The sequence below is a fragment of the Streptomyces sp. DF42 genome, from assembly GCF_058267695.1.
Window position 1 is genome coordinate 468,564 of record NZ_CM177859.1, and the last position, 20,314, is coordinate 488,877.

Sequence of the window (20,314 nt, forward strand, 5' to 3'; positions counted from 1 at the left end):
GAAGGGGTGATTGACGGGAGAGGTTATACGTAAAACGCGCCTGACGCCAGTCACCTCCGGGCCTAGGACCCGGGTACGAGCCGAGGCCGGACCCGGGACCGAGGCGCGCGCCGGCGCCGACGGCTAGCGTCCCGGTCATGAAGATCGATACGCCGCCGCGCGACCCCCGCGAGCGCAGGCAGGACGTTCTGCGCCGGCTGGAGAAGGAGATCGACATCTGGGTGGCCTCGGCGGACGCCGATGGGCTGCCGTGCCTGGTCCCGCTCTGGTTCGTGTGGCACGCCGAGTCCGTGTGGCTGGCGACCCGCACGACGAATCCGACCGGCCGCAATCTGCGGGACGGCCGCCGGGCCCGGCTGGCGTTCGGGGACACCCGGGACGTGGTGCTCATCGACGGGCATGTCGAGACCTGCACCCTGCGGGAGGTGCCGGGCGCCGCGGCCGAGGCGTTCCTCGCCAAGACGGGCTGGGACCCGCGGCAGGACAGCGCTTCGTACGCCTTCTTTCGCGTGCGGCCGTACGCGGTCCAGGCCTGGCACGAGCAACGCGAGCTGCCCAAGCGGCACCTTATGAGGGAGGGCGCGTGGGTGGCCTGAGGCGGCCGCACGCGTCGTGACCGGCCTGAGGCGGTGCCGCTCGTCGTGACGCGGCCGCCTTCGCCATGGCCGCGACCGTGGCCCTCGCCGTGGGCGTGGCAGCGGGAGTGGTCGGAAACCCTGTCAGCGGTTGGTGAGCACCATCCGGAAGCGGGCGCCGCCGGAGAGCATCCTCTGGTAGGCCGCGTCGGCCTGCTCCAGGGGCACGGTCTCGACCATCGGGCGGATGGCGTGCAGGGCGCTGAACCCCATGGTGTCCTGCACGTCCTGGGCGGTACCGGAGGGGTGACCACGGATGACTTTGCCGCTCATCAGCAGCTGGTTGGGGTTGATCCCCAGGGGTTGCGCATCGGCCCCGATGACGACCAGCTCGCCCCGGGGCGACAGCCCCTCGACGGCGGCCGTGATGGCGGCCGAGTTGCTGGCCGTGGCAAGGACGACCCTGGCACCGCCGAGGGATCGCAGCGCCTCCGCGACGGGGGTGTCCGCGGTGCTGTCGACGTAGTGGTGGGCGCCGAGCTGCTTGGCGAAGTCCGCCTTGTCGGCCCCGCGGGCGATCGCCACGGTCTCGAAGCCCATCGCGACCGCGTACTGCACGCCCAGGTGACCGAGTCCGCCCAGGCCGAGCACTCCGACCAGGTCACCGGGGAGCGCGGAACTGCGCCGCAGCCCGTTGAACACGGTGACGCCCGCGCATGCCATGGGTCCCGCGTCGGTCGCCGAGAGGGCGTCGGGAATGCGTGCCAGTGCGTCGACCGGCGCGATCATCGACTCGGCGAAACCGCCGTCGTAGGCCCACCCGGGCACCTTCAGGTTGTCGCAGACGATGAAGTCGCCCCGCCGGCAGGGCCCGCAGTGGCCGCAGCTGCCGCCGAACCAGCCGACGGCCACCCGGTCTCCCACCTCCCAGCCCATGTCCCCCGCTCCGTCGCCGAGTTCCTCGATCCGCCCGGCGCTCTCGTGCCCGGGCACCACCGGGAAGCGGACCCCGGGCACCACGGCGTTCACGAAAATGATGTCGCTGTGGCAGATCCCGCACGCCTCCACGGCGATCCGCACATGGCCGGGTCCCGGCCTCGGCACTTCACGTTCGACGATCTGGAAGGGCTCTTCGGCGGCGGCGACCTGGGCGACTCGGTAGGTGCTCATCTGCCTCTCCCGAAAGTGCGGAATGCTTTGAACCAGCACACCAGCTGTGGTTCTGTCGCGCGCGCCGAACGGCTGGGCGAAGGCGTGGCCGCCCGGCCGTGGACCGCTCGGAGAGCCGACGGTGGACCGGTCGGCGGCGGGACGGCCGGGCGGTGCGCACACCTATGGCTTCTCCTACTCCGTGGAAGCCGACGGAAGGTCTCACACCGAGCGAACAGGGCGACAGCACCTCCGCCGGCATCGTCGCCGAGATCGACCGCCGGATACCGCGGATCGACACCGCTGCGCTCTTCACGGGGGCGGGGCGGCCGCCCGGTGGCGTCAGCCCGCCGCGTGGTGCAGGGCGTCGAGCCGTCGCAGTTCCTCGTCCGTCAGCCGCAGCGCGCCCGCCGCGACGTTCTCGGCAAGATGGTCGGGGTTGCTGGTGCCGGGAATGGCGAGGACGTGCGGCCCCTGGTGGAGGGTCCAGGCGATCCGGACCTGGGTGGGGGTCGCGTCGTGGGCGCGGGCGACCGCGAGCACCTCTTCGTCGTGACGGTCGGCGGCGGCCTGCGGTCCCTGCTTGCCCGCGACGGCGTAGAACGGCACGAAGGCGATGCCCTGTTCGCCGCAGACACGCAGGAGTTCGTCCGTGGCGGGGTTGTGGGAGTCCAGGCCGAAGCGGTTCTCGACGGACGACACCGGTGCGATCGCCTGCGCCTCGGCGAGGTGGTGGGGCTCGACGTCGGAGAGGCCCAGGTGCCGGATCAGGCCCGCCTCGCGCAGTTCGGCCAGGGCGCCGAAGTGCTCGGCGACGGACTCCTGCCCCATGCGGCGCAGATAGACCAGGTCGAGGTGGTCCCGGCCGAGCTGACGCAGGTTCTCCTCGACGTGGCCGCGCAGTTGGTCGGGGCGGGCGGAGGTGCCCCACTCGCCGAAGTAGTCGCGGTAGGGGCCGACCTTGGTGGCGATGACGAGGTCGTCCGGGTACGGGGCCAGGGCGCTGTTGATGATCTCGTTCGCCGAGCGCAGCTGCGAGAAGTAGAAGGCAGCCGTGTCGATGTGGTTGACGCCGAGTTCGATCGCCCTGTGCAGCACCGCAATCGAGCGTTCCCGGTTCGTCGGGGTGCCGAGGTGGAAGGCGGCGGTACCCGTCAGCCGCATGGCCCCGAAGCCTATGCGGCTGACGGTGAGGTCGGCGATTCTCCAGGTGCCCGCGGCGTCCGCGGTGATCGTTTCGGAGGTCATCGGCGGAGTCTCGCACATGTGTCGCACCCGGCCGCGGGCACTTTACGGATACCTGTATGTATCTAAGGATACGTGTAGGTGTTCAGGGTGTTCACGGCGGCGGCCGGGTCGCCGAGGTCGTAGCGGTCCACGGCCAGGAAGTTGGGCTTCTTGCGCGCGGCCGGCTGGCAGAACCGCCGGGCCCGGTCGGTGAGTTTGGTGTTGTCGGTCGTCGCGGTGGCGGCGACGGCCGCGTCACGGAAGTGGTTCATGACGAAGAGCGGGCGGAAGCCGGACTCCGTGCGGGTCAGGGGGACGTTGGTGTCCGCGGCGTACCAGCGGCTGTAGCAGGACCAGTCGGAGGAGCCGACACCCGAGCCCATGGACCAGTAGTTCTCCACGGTCCATTCGGGCTGGTACATCACGCCGAAGCTGTCCCGGGTGAGGCCCGCCTGCTCGTCGGCGGAGCGGCTGTGATCGGTGAAGATCAGCAGCCGCTGGTCGGCGGCGATCAGGTCGGACAGCTTCGGCCACCCGTTCTGCCGGACGCCGGTGCGGTCGGGTCGGTAGAGGACGTCGGACAGGCCGTTGACGCGGGCGAGTTCGGACCTGAGGACGCCGGGGTCGACGTAGTCCTCCAGGAACACGGTGACGAACTGGTCGGGGTGCGCCTTCAGGAAGTCGACCATGCGCTGGAGGTCGACCCACAGGGCGACCGGCCTGCTGACCAGGGTGCAGCTGTCGTGGCAGAGGATCGCGCCGTCCGGGGTCTGGTGGATGTCCAGCATGAAACCCCGGACGCCGTCGGTGAGTTGGCGGTCGATGCCGCGTGCCTGGTTGGGGAAGAAGTTGACGAAGGGCGGGGCGAAACCGCCGTCGACCCCGTTGGCGTAGGCGTTGTGCGCGGTGAGGAACGTGACCTGGTCCAGGGTGCGTTGGTCCTGGGGCGGCATGGGGGCGGTCGTCGGGGTGACGGGCGTGAGGTACCAGGCGGCGAGACCGCCGGACGTGCCGATCGTCAGCTGGGCGGGGTAGTTGCCGCCGGAGGGCTTGGCGGCGACGGTGAGATACCGCTCGGCGCCCGGGGCCTTCAGTGCGTACTGGTCGGGGCCGGACGGAGTGATCTCCCAGGCGGCGTCGCTGCTGGTGCAGGCGGGGGTGCGGGCCTGGTCGCCGGAGCGGCCGAGGCAGCTGCCCGCCGTGTCGGTGCTTTCCAGGACGTACGAGGAACCGTTCGGCGCCAGTCTCCACTGCTGGTGGTCCTCGTCGCCCTTGGGTCTGTGTTGTTCGACGCCTCCCGCGCTGTCGGCGGCGTCCAGCCCGGTCGTGGCGCTCTGGAGGTAGTAGGTACCCGCCGTCGGGACCGCGGCGGTCGCGTGGGCCGGGGGTGCCACGACCGTGGCGGCGAGCGCCGCGGTCGTGGCGAGCAGGGCGTGGGGGGTGCGCATGGTGATGCCCTTCGTCCGAGTCGGGTCGATGGTCAGGTGCATGACACCATGACGCGGGGGCCTGCGTCAGCAGTAGAGGCTGGCGCCGGGAGTCACGCCGAGGATGCCGGTGATGCGCTGGTAGGCGTCGACGCGGCTTTGGACCTGGGCGGGGTTCTTGCCGTCGCATTCCAGGGAGCCGTTGATGGAGCGGATGGTCTGGCCGAAGCCGGCGCTGGTGACCATGGCGTTGTGCGGGGTCATGGTGCCGGGCCCGGACTGGGTGTTCCAGTACCACAGGCCGGTCTTCCAGGCCACGGACGCGTCGTTCTGGACCAGGTACGGGTTGTTGAGCAGGTCGATGCCGAGGGCGTCGCCGGCGGCCTTGTAGTTGAAGTTCCAGGACAGCTGGATGGGGCCGCGTCCGTAGTAGGCGGCCTGGCCGGCCGGGCAGCCGTAGGGCCGGCTCGCGTCGCAGTAGTGGGGATAGTTGGCGGTGTTCTGTTCGACGACGTGGACCAGGCCGCCGGTCTCGTGGCTGACGTTCGCCAGGAAGGCGGCCGCCTCCTGCTTCCTGACGGTGTCGCTGCCGGTGGCGGCGAAGCCGGGGTAGGCAGCGAGCGCGGCGGTCAGACCGCTGTACGTGTAGAACGAATTCCGGCCCGGGAACATCTGGTTGAACTGCGACTCACTCACCACGAAGCCGGCGGCGGAAGCCGTGGGGGCCGGCTGGAGCGCCAGGACGGCGCCCCCGAGGGCGAGCGAGGACAGGACTGCGGCGATGCGGCGCCTCAACACGGATCAACTCCTTTACGGAGCACGGCCGCACCCGGCAAGGGGTACGGCCGTGGTGGGGGGTTGTGGAGGCACACTCAACCGCTTTGGTCTGTACCAGTCAAGGGTGTAGACCAGTCAATCACTGTTCCCGATCGCCAAGTTGCACCGAGGAGGGCGAGGAAACCCGCCGGACTGCCGACGCCGGCCCGGGGAAAGGACCCGCAGCGCCGGCGGGCCGACAGCGGTACTTGAGCCGGCACCGGCACCTCGACCGTGGTACTCGTGCGGGCACCGGCGCCCCGCATGCGAGCAGGCGCCCCAGGCCGCACGCTGGTCCCATGGCCAGCACACAGCCCATCGTGATCTACCCGCCTGCCGCGGACGGCGGCCGTCGCGTACGTGTGGACGACCACTTCCTGGGGATGGCGTACGGACTGCTGGACATCGTCGAGTTCCTGCGCCTCGCGGGCCTGGAGGACGTCGACGACGAGTGGGTGCGGCAGTCCGGACTGATCGAGTGGCGCGGCGGCGGGCCGCCGGTCTGGACCGCCGAGTGACCCCGCCGCACACGACGGCACTGTGCAGCCGTGTATCCGGGGCCGGTCGGCTCAGGCTCCGGTGTACGCCGCCGTGGTCCGGTCCGCCGACTCGCGTGCCGTCTTCTCGTCCTCCCCGCCGGAGACGTTCGCCGCGAACCAGGCCTCGCTGCCGGATGTCATGAACCGTCGGCCCTCGTCCGAGCAGTGTCGTCGGTGACCGCGGAGCCGGCGCTCAAGCCTGCCGCGGCCGGCCCGGTGGCCAAGGCGTCCGGATGCGGCCTCCAGGATCCGTGGGCGTACCGGGTCCGCGAGCGCACCCAAGGCGTGCGTTCGCGAATGCGCATCGGGCAGCACTTGTACAAGCAGCAAGTCAATCCGGGGGCGGGCCGGAACACCGAGAACGCCCGGCCCTGTCGACGGCCGGGCGTGCTCCACACCGGATGCAGCCCATCCGTTTCGAGGGACTCGACTCGGCGGCCTCAGCTCAGCGGCTTCTCCAGGACCGCCTTGCGGTGGCTGAACGTCTCGATCGAGTAGTGGCCGTGGTAGCTGCCCATGCCGCTCTCCCCCACACCGCCGAACGGCAGGTCGGAGACGGTGAGATGGGCCAGCGGCAGGCCGTGTCCGAGGCCGCCGGAAGACGTCTCGGCGGCGATCCGGCCGCGTGTGTCGGCGGACTCGGAGAACACGTACAGGGCGAGAGGCTTGTCGCGGTCGTTGATGAAGTCGATCGCCTCGTCCAGGCCGGGCACGGTGACCACGGGCAGGATCGGGCCGAAGATCTCCTCCCGCATGACGGGCGCCTCGGGGTCGACGTCGGCCAGCACGGTCGGCGCGATGTACTTCGCCGTACGGTCACTGCCGCCGCCGACGACGACGCGGCCGGAGCCGAGCAGACCGGAGAGCCGGTCGAAGTGGCGCTCGTTGACGATGCGGCCGTACTCGCCGGAGGCCTGCGGGTCGGTGCCGTACAGGGCCTCGACGGCGTGGGCGAGTGCGGGCTCCAGGGCGGCGGCGGTGGCCGGGCCGGTGAGGACGTAGTCGGGGGCGACACAGGTCTGGCCGGCGTTGAGGAACTTGCCGCGGGCCAGCCGGTCCGCGACGACGTCGAGGTCGGTGTCCCGGTCGACGAACACCGGGGACTTTCCGCCGAGTTCGAGGGTGACCGGGGTGAGGTGCTCGGCGGCGGCGCGCATGACGATGCGGCCGACGGTGCCGTTGCCCGTGTAGAAGATGTGGTCGAAGCGCTCGGCGAGCAGGGCCGTGGTCTCGGGGATGCCGCCCTCGACGACGGCGACCGCGTCGGTGTCGAGGTACGCGGGCAGCAGGCGGGCGATCGCGGCCGAGGTGGCGGGTGCCAGTTCGCTGGGCTTGGCGACCACGGCGTTGCCCGCGGCGAAAGCTCCCACGACCGGGGCGAGCAGGAGCTGGGCACCGCTTTCCGCCCTCGGCGTCACGAACGGACGAGCTCCTGTCGGCGCCGTTCCAGGAAGGCTCGCTCGGCCGGGTTCTCCGTGCGTTCGACGGCCGCCTCGTACGCCCGTACCGCCTCGGTGCCGCGGCCCAGGCGGCGCAGCAGATCGGCACGGACGGCGTGGAAGACGTGGTAGCCGTCGAGGTCCAGTGCGTCGACGAGGTCGAGGGCCTGCCGGGGCCCTTCGGTCTCGGCCACGGCGACTGCTCGGTTGAGGGCGACGACCGGGCTCGGGGCGACGGCCATGAGCTGGTCGTACAGCTGCCGGATCTGCCCCCAGTCGGTGGCGGCCGCGGTGGGCGCGTCACTGTGGACGGCCTGGATGGCGGCCTGGATCTGGTACGGCCCCGGCCGGCCCCGACGCAGACAGCGGCGGACCAGCGACTGTCCCTCGGCGATCAGCCCGGGATCCCAGCGGGCGCGATCCTGTTCCGGCAGCGGTACCAGTTCGCCGTGGTCGTCCAGGCGGGCGGGGCGGCGCGAGTCGACGAGGAGCATCAGCGCGAGCAGGCCGGTGACCTCGGGCTCGTCCGGCATCAGCTCGGACAGCAGACGGCCGAGGCGTACGGCCTCGGCGCACAGGTCGGGGGTGCCTGCGTAGCCCTCGTTGAAGATCAGGTAGACGACGGCCAGGACACCCTTCAGCCGGTCCGGGAGGTCGGCGTCGCGGGGCACCCGGTACGGGATCCGGGCGTCGCGGATCTTGGCCTTGGCACGGACGACGCGCTGGGCCATCGTCGGCTCGGGCACCAGGAAGGCGCGGGCGATCTGGGGCGTGGTGAGGCCGCCGAGCAGGCGCAGGGTCAGGGCGACCTGCGCCTGGGGGGCGAGCGCGGGGTGGCAGCAGGTGAAGATCAGACGGAGCCGGTCGTCGCGCACGGGGCCCTCCTCGGCCGGTGCGTCGGGGGTGTGCAGCAGGGCGGCCTCGGAGTGGCGTGCCTCGCGGGAGGACTCGCGGCGCAGCCGGTCGATCGCCCGGTTGCGTGCGGTGGTGATGATCCAGCCGGCCGGGCTCGGCGGCACTCCGGTCTCCGGCCAGCGCTGCACGGCCGTGGTGAAGGCGTCCTGCACCGCTTCCTCGGCAAGGTCGATGTCACCGAGGAAGCGGACGAGGACGGCGACGGCGCGGCCGTACTCCGCACGGAACACGGCCTCGACGTCGAGGGGGTGAGGCATCAGTCCTCGGCCTGGTGCATGAACGGGCGGACCTCGATGGGCAGGGTGGTGGCCCAGGTCGCCTTCCTGCCCCATTCCAGGGCCGCGTCCAGGTCGGGGGCCTTGATCAGGCAGATGCCGCCCAGGTACTCCTTGCCTTCGGCGTACGGGCCGTCGGTGATCAGGACGTCGCCGTCCTTGGGCCGCAGCACGGTGGCCGTCTCGGGGCCGTGCAGCCCGCCGGCGAAGACCCAGGCGCCGGCCTCGCGCAGTTCCGCGTGGAAGGTGTCGAGGTTGCGGACGATCTCCGCCATGGCCTCCGGCCCGGGCGGCGTTCCCTCGGCCGGCGTGATCACGCTGAGCAGGTAGTACTGCATGACGTCCTCCTTGGCGTCGTGTCCTTCTCTCACCTCCTACACGAACGGCGCGCCCCCGGATCGACACCGCGCACGACGAGATCGGGAGAATTTCTCTCATGACCGCCGCATCGCACCCGCTCGTCTCCACCGCCCGGTCCCTCGCGGACGACCTCCTCGCCCCGAACGCGGCGCGGACCGACCAGGAGGGCGTACCCGAGAGCCATGTCGAGGCCGTCAGGCGGTCGGGGCTGCTGGGGGTGAGCGCACCCCCGGGGTACGGCGGTGCGGGCGCCCCCGACGCGGTGGCGCGGGAGGTCGCGGAGATCCTGGCCGGGGCGTGCTGCTCGACGTGGTTCGTGCAGACCCAGCACCGTACGCCGGTACGGATGCTCGCCCGGGCCGAGCTCCCGGTGCGGGAGCGGCTGTTGCGTCCGCTGGCGACCGGTGAGCTGCTGGCGGGCATCGCCTTCGCGCACGTCCTGGCCTTCCCCCGGGTACCGGTGCGGGCGAGTGCCGAGCGGGACGGGTGGCGCTTCGACGGAACGGTGCCCTGGTTCACGGGCTGGGGTCTCAACGACGTGATGCTGCTCGCGGGCGTGACCGACTCCGACGAGATCGTGTTCGCGTTCACCGACGCCCGCGAACGGCCGGGCCTGCGGGCCTCGGAGCCGATGCGGCTGGCGGCACTCACGGCCGCGCAAACGGTCTCGCTGGAGCTGGACGGCCTGAGGCTGCCCGAGGAGTCCGTGGCACTGCGCACCCCGCGCGACCGCTGGTCCACGACGGACCGGCTCAAGACACTGAACGCCGGCCCGGCGGTCCTCGGCATCGCACGGGCGGCCCTGTCCCTCCTGGACGACGAGAGGGCGGCTCCTCTGCGCGCCCGCCTGGCCGAGGTGCGCCGGCAGGCCTACGCCCTGGCCGACGGCGCGCCACCACACGAGCACGTCGCCGAACGCCTCGCGCTCAGGACGCGGGCCTACGAGGTGATGCAGGCGGCCACCACTGCCGCGGTGGTGAGCGGCGGCGGCCGATCGATGCTGCTGACGCACAGAGCCCAACGCCTGGCACGGGAGGGGCTGTTCCTGCTGGTCCAGGGGCAGACGCAGGAATCGAGGACGGCCCACCTCGACTCGCTGACCAGGTGAGGCGGGCCGGCCACCCTTCACCGCGGGCGCGGCCGAGCGGGTTCCTCCACCGGTGCCTCCGGGTCCTGACTCCTTTCGGTCCGCTCACCGCCGCCGTCCCCGGCAGCCTCCATGACGGCGGCGTTCTCCGGGTCGACCACCGAGTCGGTGGGTTTGCCCACCTCCGACAGCGTCATCTGTGCGCGGTCGTCGACCAGGCGCGTCACCAGTTGCTGCGCGGCGCCGAAGACGGCGGCCCAGGCGAGGACCTGCGCCCGGCTGTCCAGGTCGCTGAGACCGGGGACGAAGGCGCCCCTGATCAACAGCACCCCGAGGAAGGCGGACAGGGCGCCGGTGGGGAACTTCAGCACCGCCGACGCCAGAGGCAGCATGTAGGGCGCGCTGGTGCCCCTGATGTGGCGCAGTGAGGCGATGACCGTGAAGGCCGCGCCGGCCAGCCCGGCCACCTCGACCGTGAGGATGTCCCTCGGTTCGGCGAGACTGCTGGGAACGGTGCCTGCCGGCATACCGTGGAAGTCTTTGCTCGGGCAGACGATGTCGATGCCTTTCCCGCTGTCAGGGCCGAGCTTGGGCGCGAAGCACAGACTGAGCGACTTGGGGTAGAACCAGCCGTACACGGCGAGGCCCGCGACCCCGAGGAGGACGACGACGGTGGCGGTCCAGAGGATGTTGCGCAGGCTCCGGACCCGGGCCAGTTCGGCGTCGAGGGTGGTGTACGCGCTGTCCAGCGCCCGGACCATCAGTTCCCGGTCGGTCGGCGCCATCTCGCCCGAGACGATGGGACGGATCCGCTGGGCGAGTCTGACACGCTGCGGGTCGTCCTTGCCGAGATGGCGCTTGACCAGCGCCATGACCTCGCTGGCGCGGCCCGCGGCCTCCCGGTCGGACACCAGCTGGAGCAGCAGCACGTCGGCGCTGCGCAGATTCGACCAGACGCCTTCCTGGGCGGTCGACCCCGACCACAACCGCCGCCATCCGAAGGTCTCATCCGCCGCCGAGCGAGCTTTGTCGAGGTGGCTTTCCATTCCCTGGAGCAGGGCCTTGCGGTCGGCGGAGGGCGGTTTGGCCTCCTCCCGGTTCAGCTGTACCTCAAGATAGGCGAGTCGGGTTTTGGCCCGGGCCCGCCAAGGCGACCGCGGCGGCCGTGGGCGCAGCCCGGACTCGAGCCGTCGGCGCGTACGGGCCCGGGGACTTCCCCGGGCCGCCACGGAAGTGGCCATGGCGGGCTCTCCTGACGCTCCGGCAGGCTAGCGGGTCAGAGCGGGCACATGGAGTCGCTCCCACGACTGCCGCCCCGGCATTCCGTCGGCGTCGCCGCCGCCGAATCCGAGTTTGCGCTGCCATTTGGCGTAGGATTCCCGGTCCTCCGCGCTCCACTGGAAGTCGGGCTCGTCGTCGGGATACGCCGAGCAGCCCTCCTCGATGAGCCGCCAGCCCATGACCTCGATGATCGGGCTGCTCACGGACGGCTGGAAGAAGTCCTTGCCCGGGAAGGGCTCGTCATCGCTGACCGGCTGATGACTCGGCGCCGTCACACGGACCTGCTGGCCCACGTGAATGACGTTCGGATTCTTGATCTGGGGGTTCCACTTCTCGATCTGGGCCAGGGTCACATGGAACTTGGCCGCGATTTTGGAGAGTGTGTCACCCTCCCGTACCACGTAGAACTCCGGTGTGCTGTTCATACGTCCATGCTAATGACGGACCGACAAGAATTCGACACGAGAAAAACGCCCGGAGAACCGTTGAATCACGACCAGTTGAATTTTCATTCAGCTGGCGAAAGGCACCTGGGCCGTGGGGGCGGCCGCCGTACGGAAGGGATGCCGCCACAACCCCTGCCCGGCAAGCCGCGGCAGAACGCCCTCGCCGAACCAGTACGCCTCCTCCAGGTGCGGGTAGCCGGAGAGGACGAACTCGTCTATGCCGAGGGCGTGGTACTCGTTGATCCGCTCGGCGACCTCGTCGTGGCTGCCGACCAGGGCGGTGCCGGCGCCGCCGCGCACCAGGCCGATGCCGGCCCAGAGGTTGGGGTGGATCTCCAGGCCGTCGCGGTTGCCGCCGCCGCCGTGCAGGGCGAGCATCCGCTGCTGTCCCTCGGACTCGCTGCGGGCGAGCCCCGCCTGGACGGACTGCACCGTCTTCGGGTCGAACCCGTCGAGGAGCCGGTGCGCCTCCGCCCACGCCTGCTCGGAGGTGTCGCGGGTGATGACGTGCAGGCGGATGCCGAAGCGCATGGTGCGCCCTTCCTTGGCCGCGAGGCCCCGGATCCAGGCGATCTTCTCGGCGACCTGCGCGGGCGGCTCGCCCCAGGTGAGGTAGACGTCGACGTACCTGGCGGCCACCTCTCCGGCGATGGGCGAAGACCCGCCGAAGTACACCTCGGGGACCGGGTCGGGCACCCGGGCCAGCTTGGCGTCCTCGACCTGGAGGTGCTCGCCGTGCAGATCGACGGTCTTGCCCTCCCACAACCCCCTGACAATCTGCAGGAATTCGCCGGTACGACGGTAACGGGCGTCCTTGTCGAGGAAGTCGCCGTAAGCCCGCTGCTCGTGGCTCTCGCCGCCCGTGACGACGTTGAGGAGGAGTCGTCCGCCGGACTGGCGCTGGAAGGTGGACGCCATCTGGGCGGCGAGCGTCGGCGAGACGAAGCCGGGGCGGAAGGCGACCAGGAACTTCAGGCGTTCGGTGTGCTGGCTGACCATCGCGGTGGTCAGCCACGCGTCCTCGCACCAGGCGCCGGTCGGGGTGAGCGCGCCGGCGAAGCCCAGGTCCTCGGCGGCACGGGCGATCTGACTGAGGTAGGCCACCGTGGGCGGCCGGTCCCGTCCGGAGCCGGTGGCGGGGGTGCCGTGGCCGCCGCCGACGACATGGCGGCTGTCGCCGTTGGTGGGGAGGAACCAGTGGAAGGTGAGGGACACGTGGGGTCTCCGATCAGAGGTGTCGCTTCGTGTCGCGCCGTGCGCCAGAGCAGGCCGTGGCGGGGTGGCCTCGTGCCGTTCAGCACGTACCGGCCGATGTGCTGGATCTTCCAGCGGGCCGGGTGGTGCGGGGTGTGGGTGCGGGCGTCCCGCCAATGACGGTGCAGATTGTGGGAGTTGAGCGCCGACCGGGTGCCCGACACCTCGAAGAGGGCCCTCGCCACCTCGACCGCCGCGCGGACTGCACCTTCGCCGCGGCGACCGCGATGGAGGCCTCCGCCGCCGTGTCGTCGGTGAGGTCGGCGCGCGCCGCGTCGACCGCGCGGGCGGCTTCGCGCAGCAGCGCCTCCGACGCCCCTGTCCGCAGGGCGGGTTCACCGAAGCGCTGGATCAGCAGCGGGTCCTCGGCGGCCGTCTCGACGCCGCTCTCGAACCAGGGGGCGGTTCTTCGTCCGCACGAATTCAGCGGACACGGCGCTCAGCTCGCCGCGGCCAGGAGCGGGGTGCGGCCGAGGGCCGTCGAGAACTGGTCGACCACCTGGGCGAGGGCCTCGGTGGCGCCCGGCGCGACGGTCAACGAGCCGTCCTCGTGCACGGTGATGTCCTTGTCGAGGGTGAACCAACCCTGCACGATGTGGCCCGCGCCCATGGAGCTGAGGACCGGGCGCAGCGCGTAGTCGATGGCCAGGACATGGGCGGTGGAGCCGCCGGTGGCGAGCGGCAGCACGGCCTTGCCGGCCAGGGCGTACTGCGGGAGCAGGTCGAGCAGTGCCTTGAGGACACCGGAGTACGACGCCTTGTAGACGGGGGTGCCGACGACGACGCCGTCGGCCCGCGCGAAGAGCTCGGTGGCCTCGACGATGGCGGGGTGCCGGAAGTCCGCGCCGAGCAGCGCCTCGGCGGGGACGGTGCGGACGTCGAGCGGGATCACCTCGTGGCCCTGTGCACTCAGTCTCTTGTCCAGGTGGCGCAGCAGACGGTTGGTGCGGGAGGAGACGGAGGGGCTGCCGGAGACGGACAGGACGGTGGCCATGGGTCCTCTTTCGGAGGGAGGCGGGGCGACTGCGCGTGGCGGGCGCCCCCGGGGAAGCGGTCAGGACTACCAGGAGGTTCGGGCTGTTCGCCCCTTGAGGACCCAGCAGCCGACCTCGCGCCGCTTGTGGGCGACGGGGTCGTGCGGCGTGTGGGTGCGGACGATGCGTCAGAACCCGTCGAGGCGACTTTCACGGGCGCTGCGGAGATGCGGAACTCCTGTTGCGGAATGTTCCCGGGCACGTCGAATCACATCGCGTGCAGACGCGGTGAAATCAGGCGGAGAAAAGGAGAAGCGCGGCGGATCTCGGGGAGTTGATCAGGCCGCGGAGCAACAGGAGGCGCTGGAGACGCGCGCGAGGTCGACGTGGCGTCGCCGCGTGAGGTCCAGTCGCATCTTCATGTCCTCGATCGTGGCAGCCGGCGGCGAGGACCGTCAAGGAAAACCCGACCGGTCTCGTATCCCGGACCATTGAATTTCACGAACATGTGACAGGGAAACCCTTGAACCGCCCGTCGAATCAGCCGCATTCTGCTGGTCGTGCGGACGGAACAACTGGAATACATCGCGGCCGTGACACGGCTGGGTTCGCTGCGCCGGGCGGCGGAGGAACTGCGCCTTTCCCAGCCCGCGTTGAGCGAGACGGTGCGCAACCTCGAACGCGAGCTGGGCGTCGACCTCCTGGAACGCAAGCGGTCAGGGGCGACGATGAGCGCGGCGGGCCGGGAACTGCTGCCGCACATCGTCAACGTGCTGGACGCGGTGGACCGGCTGCGGTCGGCGGCGGGCGAACAGCACCGCATCAGCCGCATGGTGCGGGTGGGAACGGTGAACGCGGCGACCGTTGCCCTGCTCATTCCGGTCGTCCGGGAGTTCCGCGCCGGGCATCCCCTCACCCAGGTCGAGGTGGTCGCCGCGCAGCAGAAGGAGATCCACCGGGCCCTGTCGGAGGGCGGTTTCGACCTGGGTCTGGTCAACCACCTGGACGGCGACGACGTGCCCGCCGGCTTCGAGTGCACGGAGCTGCTGCGCGGGCGGCCGGTGGTGTGCGTGCGCCCGGACAGCCCCCTCGCCTCCCTGACGAGCGTGACGGTGGACGACCTGCTGGCCCAGCCCCTGATCGCGATGCGCACCGGCTACGTCATGCACCGCTATGTCCACCGGCTGCTGCACGGCCGCAGCCCGTCCTTCTCGTACTCCACCGACGGCGCCGAGATGGGGAAGCTGATGGTCGCCGAGGGCCTTGGAGTGACGGTTCTGCCGGATTTCAGCATCATCGGGGATCCGCTGGAGCGGCAGGGCACGATCACCTACCGGCCGATCGCCGACGACAGGACCCGGGTACTGCTGATGCTGCAGCGCCGCAGGGCGGAGTCCGTGCCGCAGGCCGCGCAGGACCTGTACGAGGTGTTCGTGCGCAGGGCGCGGGAGTGGGGCGGAGCGTCCCCGTGACGCAGCGGGCCGGTCTCTCTGACGCGGCGGCCGATCGGTCGTCGCCTCGGTTCGCCGCCGGCCGGTCAGTCGTCGTCGGCCGGTATCACCACGAGGAACGCGTCCGACTTGAGGTCCATGACCACTTTCGCGGGCCGGCCCTCGGCGCGGCACCGGGCCGCGTACTCCTCCGCCGGCCACGATCCGCGCGGAGCTCCCGCAGGAAACCGCTCCAACACCTTCGCGCCCATAGCGGCAGCACCTCCACCCACGACCTGCGTGACGACTTCTTGGCGTGCGTCTGCCCGCGATGCGCGTCGACATGTGTGCCGGGCCGTAACGACCGGCACGATGACCGGGAGTGCTGGCCGGCCTCCTGCGTGGGTACACGGTCGAGGCGCTCGACGCCCGCTTCCTCCACGGCGGAATCCGTGGAAGTGATCAAAAGGGGGGACCGAGGGGGACCGACGCGAAGGAGCCGGTGCCGATGAACGCTGACCAGGACGGGCCGGGCCTGCGCTGCCTGGTGACCGGGGCGACCGGATACATCGGTGGCAGGCTGGTGCCGGAGCTGCTCGACGAGGGCCACCGTGTGCGCTGCCTGGCCCGCTCTCCCGGCAAGCTGCGCGACCATCCGTGGGCCGGGCAGGTGGAGGTGGTCAAGGGCGACGTCACGGACGCCGGCTCCGTGGCCGAGGCCATGCGCGGCATCGACGTCGCCTACTACCTGGTCCACGCGCTGGGCACGGGCGACAGCTTCGAGGAGACCGACCGCAGGGCGGCACGGATCTTCGGCGAGTCCGCCCGCGCCGCGGGAGTGAGGCGCATCGTCTATCTCGGCGGTCTGACGCCCTCGGGCGTGCCCGAGGGCGAGCTGTCCCCGCATCTGCGCTCCCGGGCCGAGGTGGGCCGCATCCTTCTGGACTCGGGGGTGCCCACGGCCGTGCTGCGCGCGGCGATCGTCATCGGCTCGGGCTCGGCGTCCTTCGAGATGCTGCGCTACCTCACCGAGCGCCTGCCGGTGATGATCACTCCCAGCTGGGTGCGCACCCGCATCCAGCCCGTGGCGGTGCGGGACGTACTGCGCTACCTCGTCGGCGGCGCCCGCATGCCGGCCGACGTCAGCCGTGCCTTCGACATCGGCGGACCGGACGTACTCACCTACCGCGACATGATGCTGCGCTACGCGACGGTCGCCGGTCTGCCCCGCCGGGTCATCGTCCCCGTCCCCGTGCTCACCCCGGGCCTGTCCAGTCACTGGGTCGGGCTGGTCACCCCCGTCCCCGCGTCGATCGCACGGCCGCTGACGGAGTCGCTGCGCCATGAGGTCGTCTGCCGCGAGCACGACATCGCGCGCCACGTGCCCGATTCCGCCGGGCATCCGGTCGGGTTCGACGAGGCGGTACGGCTGGCCCTGCAGCGCATCCGCGAGGCGCAGGTCACCACCCGCTGGTCGTCGGCCTCGGTGCCCGGCGCGCCCAGCGATCCGCTGCCCACCGACCCCGACTGGGCGGGCGGCAGCCTGTACACCGACGAGCGGGAGCTGCCGGTCGACGCCTCGCGCGAGGCACTGTGGCGGGTGATCGAGGGGATCGGCGGGGACAACGGCTGGTACTCCTTCCCGTTGGCCTGGGCGGTGCGGGGCAGGCTGGACCGGCTGGTGGGCGGCGTGGGGCTGCGCCGTGGACGACGTGACGCGGCACGGCTGCGGGCCGGCGACTCACTGGACTTCTGGCGGGTGGAGGAGATCGAGCCGGGCCGTCTGCTGCGCCTGCGGGCCGAGATGCGGCTGCCGGGCCCGGCCTGGCTGGAGATGTACGCGGAGACCGGGGCCGACGGCCGCACCCGCTACCGCCAGCGTGCTCTGTTCCACCCGCACGGACTGCTGGGCCACGCCTACTGGTGGAGTGTCTCGCCCTTCCACGCCGTCGTGTTCGGCGGCATGGCCCGCAACATCGCGCTCGCCGCGGCCCGGCCCCCGACCGCCCCGGCAAGGGAACCCGTGTCCAGCGGCTGACGGCCGCGCCCGCCACGTCCACCCGGCCGCAGGCACCTCACCGGCAGCCCGTCACTCCCCCTCCCCCGGAGAAGCACCATGAACGTCTCGGTCGTCCTGTTCACCGCCGACCTGCGCGTGTACGACCATCCGCCACTGCGGGCCGCGAACGAGGCCGACGAAGTGGTCCCCCTCTTCGTACGCGACAAGGCCGTCGTGGACGCCGGGTTCGCCGTGCCCAACCGGCTGGCGTTCCTCGCCGACAGCCTGCGCGACCTCGACACCGCTCTGCGGCAACGGGGCGGCCGGCTGATCGTGCGCTCCGGCGACGTCGTCGACGAGGTGTGCAAGGTGGTCGCCGAGACGGACGCCGACGAGGTGCACATGGCGGGCGACGTCAGCGCCTACGCTCATCTGCGCGAACGACGGCTGCGAGGCGCCCTGGAGTCCCGGGGGCGGCGGCTGCACGTCCACGACACGGTGACCACGGCCGTCGCCCCCGGCGGGGTCACCCCGGCCTCCTCGGACCACTTCGCCGTCTTCACGCCCTACTTCCGGCGATGGTCCGAGGTCCACCTGCGCGACCCGCTCGCCGCGCCGCGCGCCGTGCGCGTCCCGGACGGCATGGGCTCCGAGACGCTCCCGGCCCGCTCCGGTCTGTCGGGCCTGTCCGAAGGCCTGGCGACCGGTGGCGAGGCGGAGGGCCGCAAGCGCCTGGCCGCCTGGCTGCGCGGCGGGATCGGCACGTACGAGGACCGGCACGACGACCTGGCAGGCGACGCCACCTCCCGCCTCTCGCCCCACCTGCACTTCGGCACGCTCTCGCCCGTCGAACTGGTCCACCGGGCACGCGGGGCGGGCGGTCCCGGCGGCGAGGCCTTCGTCCGGCAGATCGCCTGGCGCGACTTCCACCGTCAGGTCCTGGCCGCCCGGCCTGGCGTCGCGAGCTCCGACTACCGTACGAAACACGACCGTTGGCGCTCCGGGCGCGAGGCTCGCGAGGACGCCGAGGCCTGGAAGGAGGGCCGCACCGGTTACCCCGTCGTCGACGCGGCAATGCGCCAGCTGCGGTACGAGGGCTGGATGCACAACCGGGCCCGCCTGCTGACCGCGAGCTTCCTCACGAAGACCCTGTACGTCGACTGGCGCGTGGGCGCCCGCCACTTCCTGGACCTCCTGGTCGACGGTGACCTCGCCAACAACCAGATGAACTGGCAGTGGATGGCGGGCACCGGCACCGACAGCCGTCCCAACCGTGTCCTCAACCCCGTCACCCAGGCCAGGCGTTACGACCCCGACGGGGCCTACGTCCGCCGCTGGGTCCCCGAACTCGCCGGGATCGACGGCCCGGCGGTGCACGAGCCGTGGAAGCCGCGGGGCCTCGCCCGTGCCGAGCTCGGCGACTACCCGGACCCGATCGTCGACCTGTCCGAGGGCCTCGCCCGCTTCAAACAGGCCCGCGGCCGCGACTGAGAAACGCCGTCCACCGAGGGCCGACGCGCCTCTCACCTCCACCACCACCTCGACCCTCCGCCACCACCTCGGCTCTCCGACGCAGGCACGGCAGTTGCCGCGGACGGTTCACGCACCCGTCGGTGACACATCCTGCTGTGCCGGGGCCGGATACTCCTCCGAGATCTCCTTCGGTCCGAACGGCCACACCTTCTCGAAGCGCGCCCACAGCACGAAGGCCACACAGCCCAGGCCCAGCCAGGCCAGCGACCACTCGATGGGATGGCGGCCCGGCGAGTTCTTGTCGGCGTAGCCGTAGATCACGCACCAGCCGACGAAGGCGATGACACTCGGCACCGGGTAGAGCCACATACGGTACGGCCGGTGGAGTGCCGGCTGCCGCCTGCGCAGTACCGTCAGCGCGATGATCTGGGCCAGCGCCTGGACGATCACCATCACCGTCGTGAGCAACTGGATCAGCGTCGCCAGGTCCGTGTGCCGGCCGATCAGGAAGCCCACGGCCGTGATCACGCCCATCGTCGCCAGGCCCAGCATCGGGAAGCGGTGCCGGGGGTGCAGCTTGGCGTAGGGGCGGAAGAAGACGCGCTCGCGGGCCGCGTCGTAGGGGACGCGCGAGCCGCCCAGGAGTCCGGTGAAGACCGAGGCGAAGGCCGTGATCAGGATGAGCACGGTGACCGTGTCGGCCGCTCCCTTGCCCCACGTCTTCTCCAGCACGGCCGACGCGACCGACGTGGAGGCGATGTCGTCGGCGTCGATCATGCGATGCCAGTCGATCACGCCGAGTGTGCCGATCTGCAGCAGCAGGTAGATCGCCATGATGCCGAGGATGGAGAAGATGATCGAGCGGGGCAGGGTGCGCCCGGGATCCTTGATCTCGGCGCCCATGTAGGCCGTCGTGTTGTAGCCGAGGTAGTCGTAGATGCCGATGGTCAGGCCGCCGGCGAAGCCCAGCCAGAAGTGGTTGCTGCCCAGGTCGAAGGCGTGCGCCGGGTAGGTGAAGGCAAGATGCGCGCTGAAGTCCGTCGCCGCGGCCAGGATGACCAGCAGGACGGACGTGATCATGACCGCCCACATCACGGCGGTGATCCGGGCGATGTGCTCGATGCCGCGCCACAGCAGGATCACGACCAGCGCGATCATGCCGAGGCCGACCAGGTCGCCGGACGTCCTGCCCAGGTCCGGGGCGAGGTATCCGAGGTACTGGACGAAGCCGACCACGCCCGTCGACATGATCAGCGGGATGAACAGCATCGCCGTCCAGACGAAGAGGAACGGCATGAGCCGCCCCGTTCGGTACTGGAAGGCCTGGCGCAGATAGACGTAACTGCCGCCGGAGCCGGGCATCGCCGCGCCGAGTTCGGCCCAGACCAGTCCGTCGGCGAGCGCGAGGACCGCGCCGGCGATGAAGCCGATCACCGCCTGCGGGCCGCCGAACGCGGCGACCATGAGCGGGATCGTGACGAACGGGCCGATGCCGCACATCTGGCTCATGTTGATGGCGGTGGCCGGGAAGAGGCCTACGCGGCGGACGAAACCGCCGGCGGGTGGCGGGCTGGACGGACTACCGGACATGGGGGCTCCTGACGCACCGGGCGCTGGGCTGCCCAAGGCTGGCTGGCCCGGCGAGGCT

Annotated in this window: 19 protein-coding genes and 2 pseudogenes; 6 read left to right on the forward strand and 15 right to left on the reverse strand. The window is 71.2% G+C overall.

The genetic code is table 11. The annotated features are described in order from the left end of the window. Positions 1-137 precede the first annotated feature (137 nt). Complete coding sequence (locus ACYUED_RS02255; RefSeq protein WP_491290640.1) at positions 138-596, forward strand: pyridoxamine 5'-phosphate oxidase family protein; 459 nt, start codon at positions 138-140, stop codon at positions 594-596. 123 nt (positions 597-719) lie between these two features. Here the strand turns inward: ACYUED_RS02255 and ACYUED_RS02260 are convergent, their stop codons facing one another. The 4 genes from ACYUED_RS02260 to ACYUED_RS02275 form a co-directional block, all read right to left on the reverse strand. Next, complete coding sequence (locus ACYUED_RS02260) at positions 720-1,745, reverse strand: alcohol dehydrogenase catalytic domain-containing protein (RefSeq protein ID WP_491290641.1); 1,026 nt, start codon at positions 1,743-1,745, stop codon at positions 720-722. Between the two features lie 321 nt (positions 1,746-2,066). Next, a complete protein-coding gene (locus tag ACYUED_RS02265; RefSeq protein ID WP_491290642.1) occupies positions 2,067-2,972 on the reverse strand; it encodes an aldo/keto reductase in 906 nt (301 codons plus the stop codon). A gap of 62 nt (positions 2,973-3,034) precedes the next feature. After that, positions 3,035-4,399 (reverse strand): phosphoinositide-specific phospholipase C-related protein, encoded by a 1,365-nt coding sequence (locus ACYUED_RS02270; RefSeq protein WP_491294805.1) that lies wholly within the window; start codon positions 4,397-4,399, stop codon positions 3,035-3,037. A 66-nt stretch (positions 4,400-4,465) separates the two neighbouring features. Then, positions 4,466-5,176 carry a chitinase gene (locus ACYUED_RS02275; RefSeq protein ID WP_491290643.1) on the reverse strand — a complete coding sequence of 237 codons (711 nt, stop codon included), beginning with the start codon at positions 5,174-5,176 and terminating at the stop codon, positions 4,466-4,468. Between the two features lie 317 nt (positions 5,177-5,493). Between ACYUED_RS02275 and ACYUED_RS02280 the strand changes: the two genes are divergently transcribed. Beyond that, positions 5,494-5,712: a hypothetical protein gene (locus tag ACYUED_RS02280; RefSeq protein ID WP_491290644.1), complete on the forward strand. Its 219-nt coding sequence runs from the start codon at positions 5,494-5,496 to the stop codon at positions 5,710-5,712. Positions 5,713-6,173: 461 nt separating this feature from the next. Here ACYUED_RS02280 and ACYUED_RS02285 read toward each other — a convergent pair. The 3 genes and pseudogenes from ACYUED_RS02285 to ACYUED_RS02295 all read right to left on the reverse strand — a co-directional run. Continuing rightward, positions 6,174-7,127 (reverse strand): annotated as a pseudogene (locus ACYUED_RS02285) (aldehyde dehydrogenase family protein); the annotation flags it as partial. 20 nt (positions 7,128-7,147) lie between these two features. After that, positions 7,148-8,344: an RNA polymerase sigma factor gene (locus ACYUED_RS02290; protein ID WP_491290645.1), complete on the reverse strand. Its 1,197-nt coding sequence runs from the start codon at positions 8,342-8,344 to the stop codon at positions 7,148-7,150. After that, entirely contained in the window at positions 8,344-8,700 is a 357-nt protein-coding gene (locus tag ACYUED_RS02295) for a YciI family protein (RefSeq protein WP_491290646.1), read from the reverse strand. Before ACYUED_RS02295 ends, ACYUED_RS02290 begins: the two co-directional genes overlap by 1 nt. 98 nt (positions 8,701-8,798) lie before the next feature. On the opposite strand from ACYUED_RS02295, the gene ACYUED_RS02300 reads away from it, so the two are divergent. Beyond that, positions 8,799-9,830 (forward strand): acyl-CoA dehydrogenase family protein, encoded by a 1,032-nt coding sequence (locus ACYUED_RS02300; RefSeq protein ID WP_491290647.1) that lies wholly within the window; start codon positions 8,799-8,801, stop codon positions 9,828-9,830. Between the two features lie 17 nt (positions 9,831-9,847). Here ACYUED_RS02300 and ACYUED_RS02305 read toward each other — a convergent pair whose 3' ends face one another. From ACYUED_RS02305 to ACYUED_RS02330, 6 genes and pseudogenes are all read right to left on the reverse strand, one after another. After that, entirely contained in the window at positions 9,848-11,050 is a 1,203-nt protein-coding gene (locus tag ACYUED_RS02305; RefSeq protein ID WP_491290648.1) for a hypothetical protein, read from the reverse strand. 27 nt (positions 11,051-11,077) lie between these two features. Beyond that, entirely contained in the window at positions 11,078-11,515 is a 438-nt protein-coding gene (locus ACYUED_RS02310) for a peptidoglycan-binding protein (RefSeq protein WP_491290649.1), read from the reverse strand. An 87-nt stretch (positions 11,516-11,602) separates the two neighbouring features. Next, on the reverse strand, positions 11,603-12,751 hold the full coding sequence (locus ACYUED_RS02315; RefSeq protein WP_491290650.1) for an LLM class flavin-dependent oxidoreductase: 1,149 nt from the start codon (positions 12,749-12,751) through the stop codon (positions 11,603-11,605). A gap of 47 nt (positions 12,752-12,798) precedes the next feature. Then, positions 12,799-13,227: pseudogene (locus ACYUED_RS02320) on the reverse strand (acyl-CoA dehydrogenase family protein); the annotation flags it as partial. Between the two features lie 2 nt (positions 13,228-13,229). Beyond that, positions 13,230-13,784: an NADPH-dependent FMN reductase gene (ssuE, locus tag ACYUED_RS02325; RefSeq protein ID WP_491290651.1), complete on the reverse strand. Its 555-nt coding sequence runs from the start codon at positions 13,782-13,784 to the stop codon at positions 13,230-13,232. Between the two features lie 318 nt (positions 13,785-14,102). Further along, on the reverse strand, positions 14,103-14,186 hold the full coding sequence (locus ACYUED_RS02330) for a putative leader peptide (protein WP_351532065.1): 84 nt from the start codon (positions 14,184-14,186) through the stop codon (positions 14,103-14,105). Positions 14,187-14,324: 138 nt separating this feature from the next. Here ACYUED_RS02330 and ACYUED_RS02335 point away from each other — a divergent pair, with 138 nt between their 5' ends. Continuing rightward, positions 14,325-15,236: a LysR family transcriptional regulator gene (locus ACYUED_RS02335; RefSeq protein ID WP_491290652.1), complete on the forward strand. Its 912-nt coding sequence runs from the start codon at positions 14,325-14,327 to the stop codon at positions 15,234-15,236. 65 nt (positions 15,237-15,301) lie between these two features. Here the strand turns inward: ACYUED_RS02335 and ACYUED_RS02340 are convergent, their stop codons facing one another. Next, positions 15,302-15,466 carry a DUF8839 family protein gene (locus ACYUED_RS02340; RefSeq protein WP_491290653.1) on the reverse strand — a complete coding sequence of 55 codons (165 nt, stop codon included), beginning with the start codon at positions 15,464-15,466 and terminating at the stop codon, positions 15,302-15,304. Positions 15,467-15,702: 236 nt separating this feature from the next. Between ACYUED_RS02340 and ACYUED_RS02345 the strand changes: the two genes are divergently transcribed. Together ACYUED_RS02345 and ACYUED_RS02350 are read left to right on the forward strand one after the other, a co-directional pair. Continuing rightward, the gene (locus tag ACYUED_RS02345; protein ID WP_491290654.1) at positions 15,703-17,232 is read left to right on the forward strand and encodes an SDR family oxidoreductase; all 1,530 of its coding nucleotides are present in this window, start codon (positions 15,703-15,705) and stop codon (positions 17,230-17,232) included. A 78-nt stretch (positions 17,233-17,310) separates the two neighbouring features. Next, entirely contained in the window at positions 17,311-18,684 is a 1,374-nt protein-coding gene (locus ACYUED_RS02350; RefSeq protein ID WP_491290655.1) for a cryptochrome/photolyase family protein, read from the forward strand. Between the two features lie 108 nt (positions 18,685-18,792). Here ACYUED_RS02350 and ACYUED_RS02355 read toward each other — a convergent pair whose 3' ends face one another. Next, positions 18,793-20,256, reverse strand: a complete 1,464-nt coding sequence (locus ACYUED_RS02355) for an APC family permease (RefSeq protein ID WP_491290656.1) — start codon at positions 20,254-20,256, stop codon at positions 18,793-18,795. Positions 20,257-20,314 lie beyond the last annotated feature (58 nt).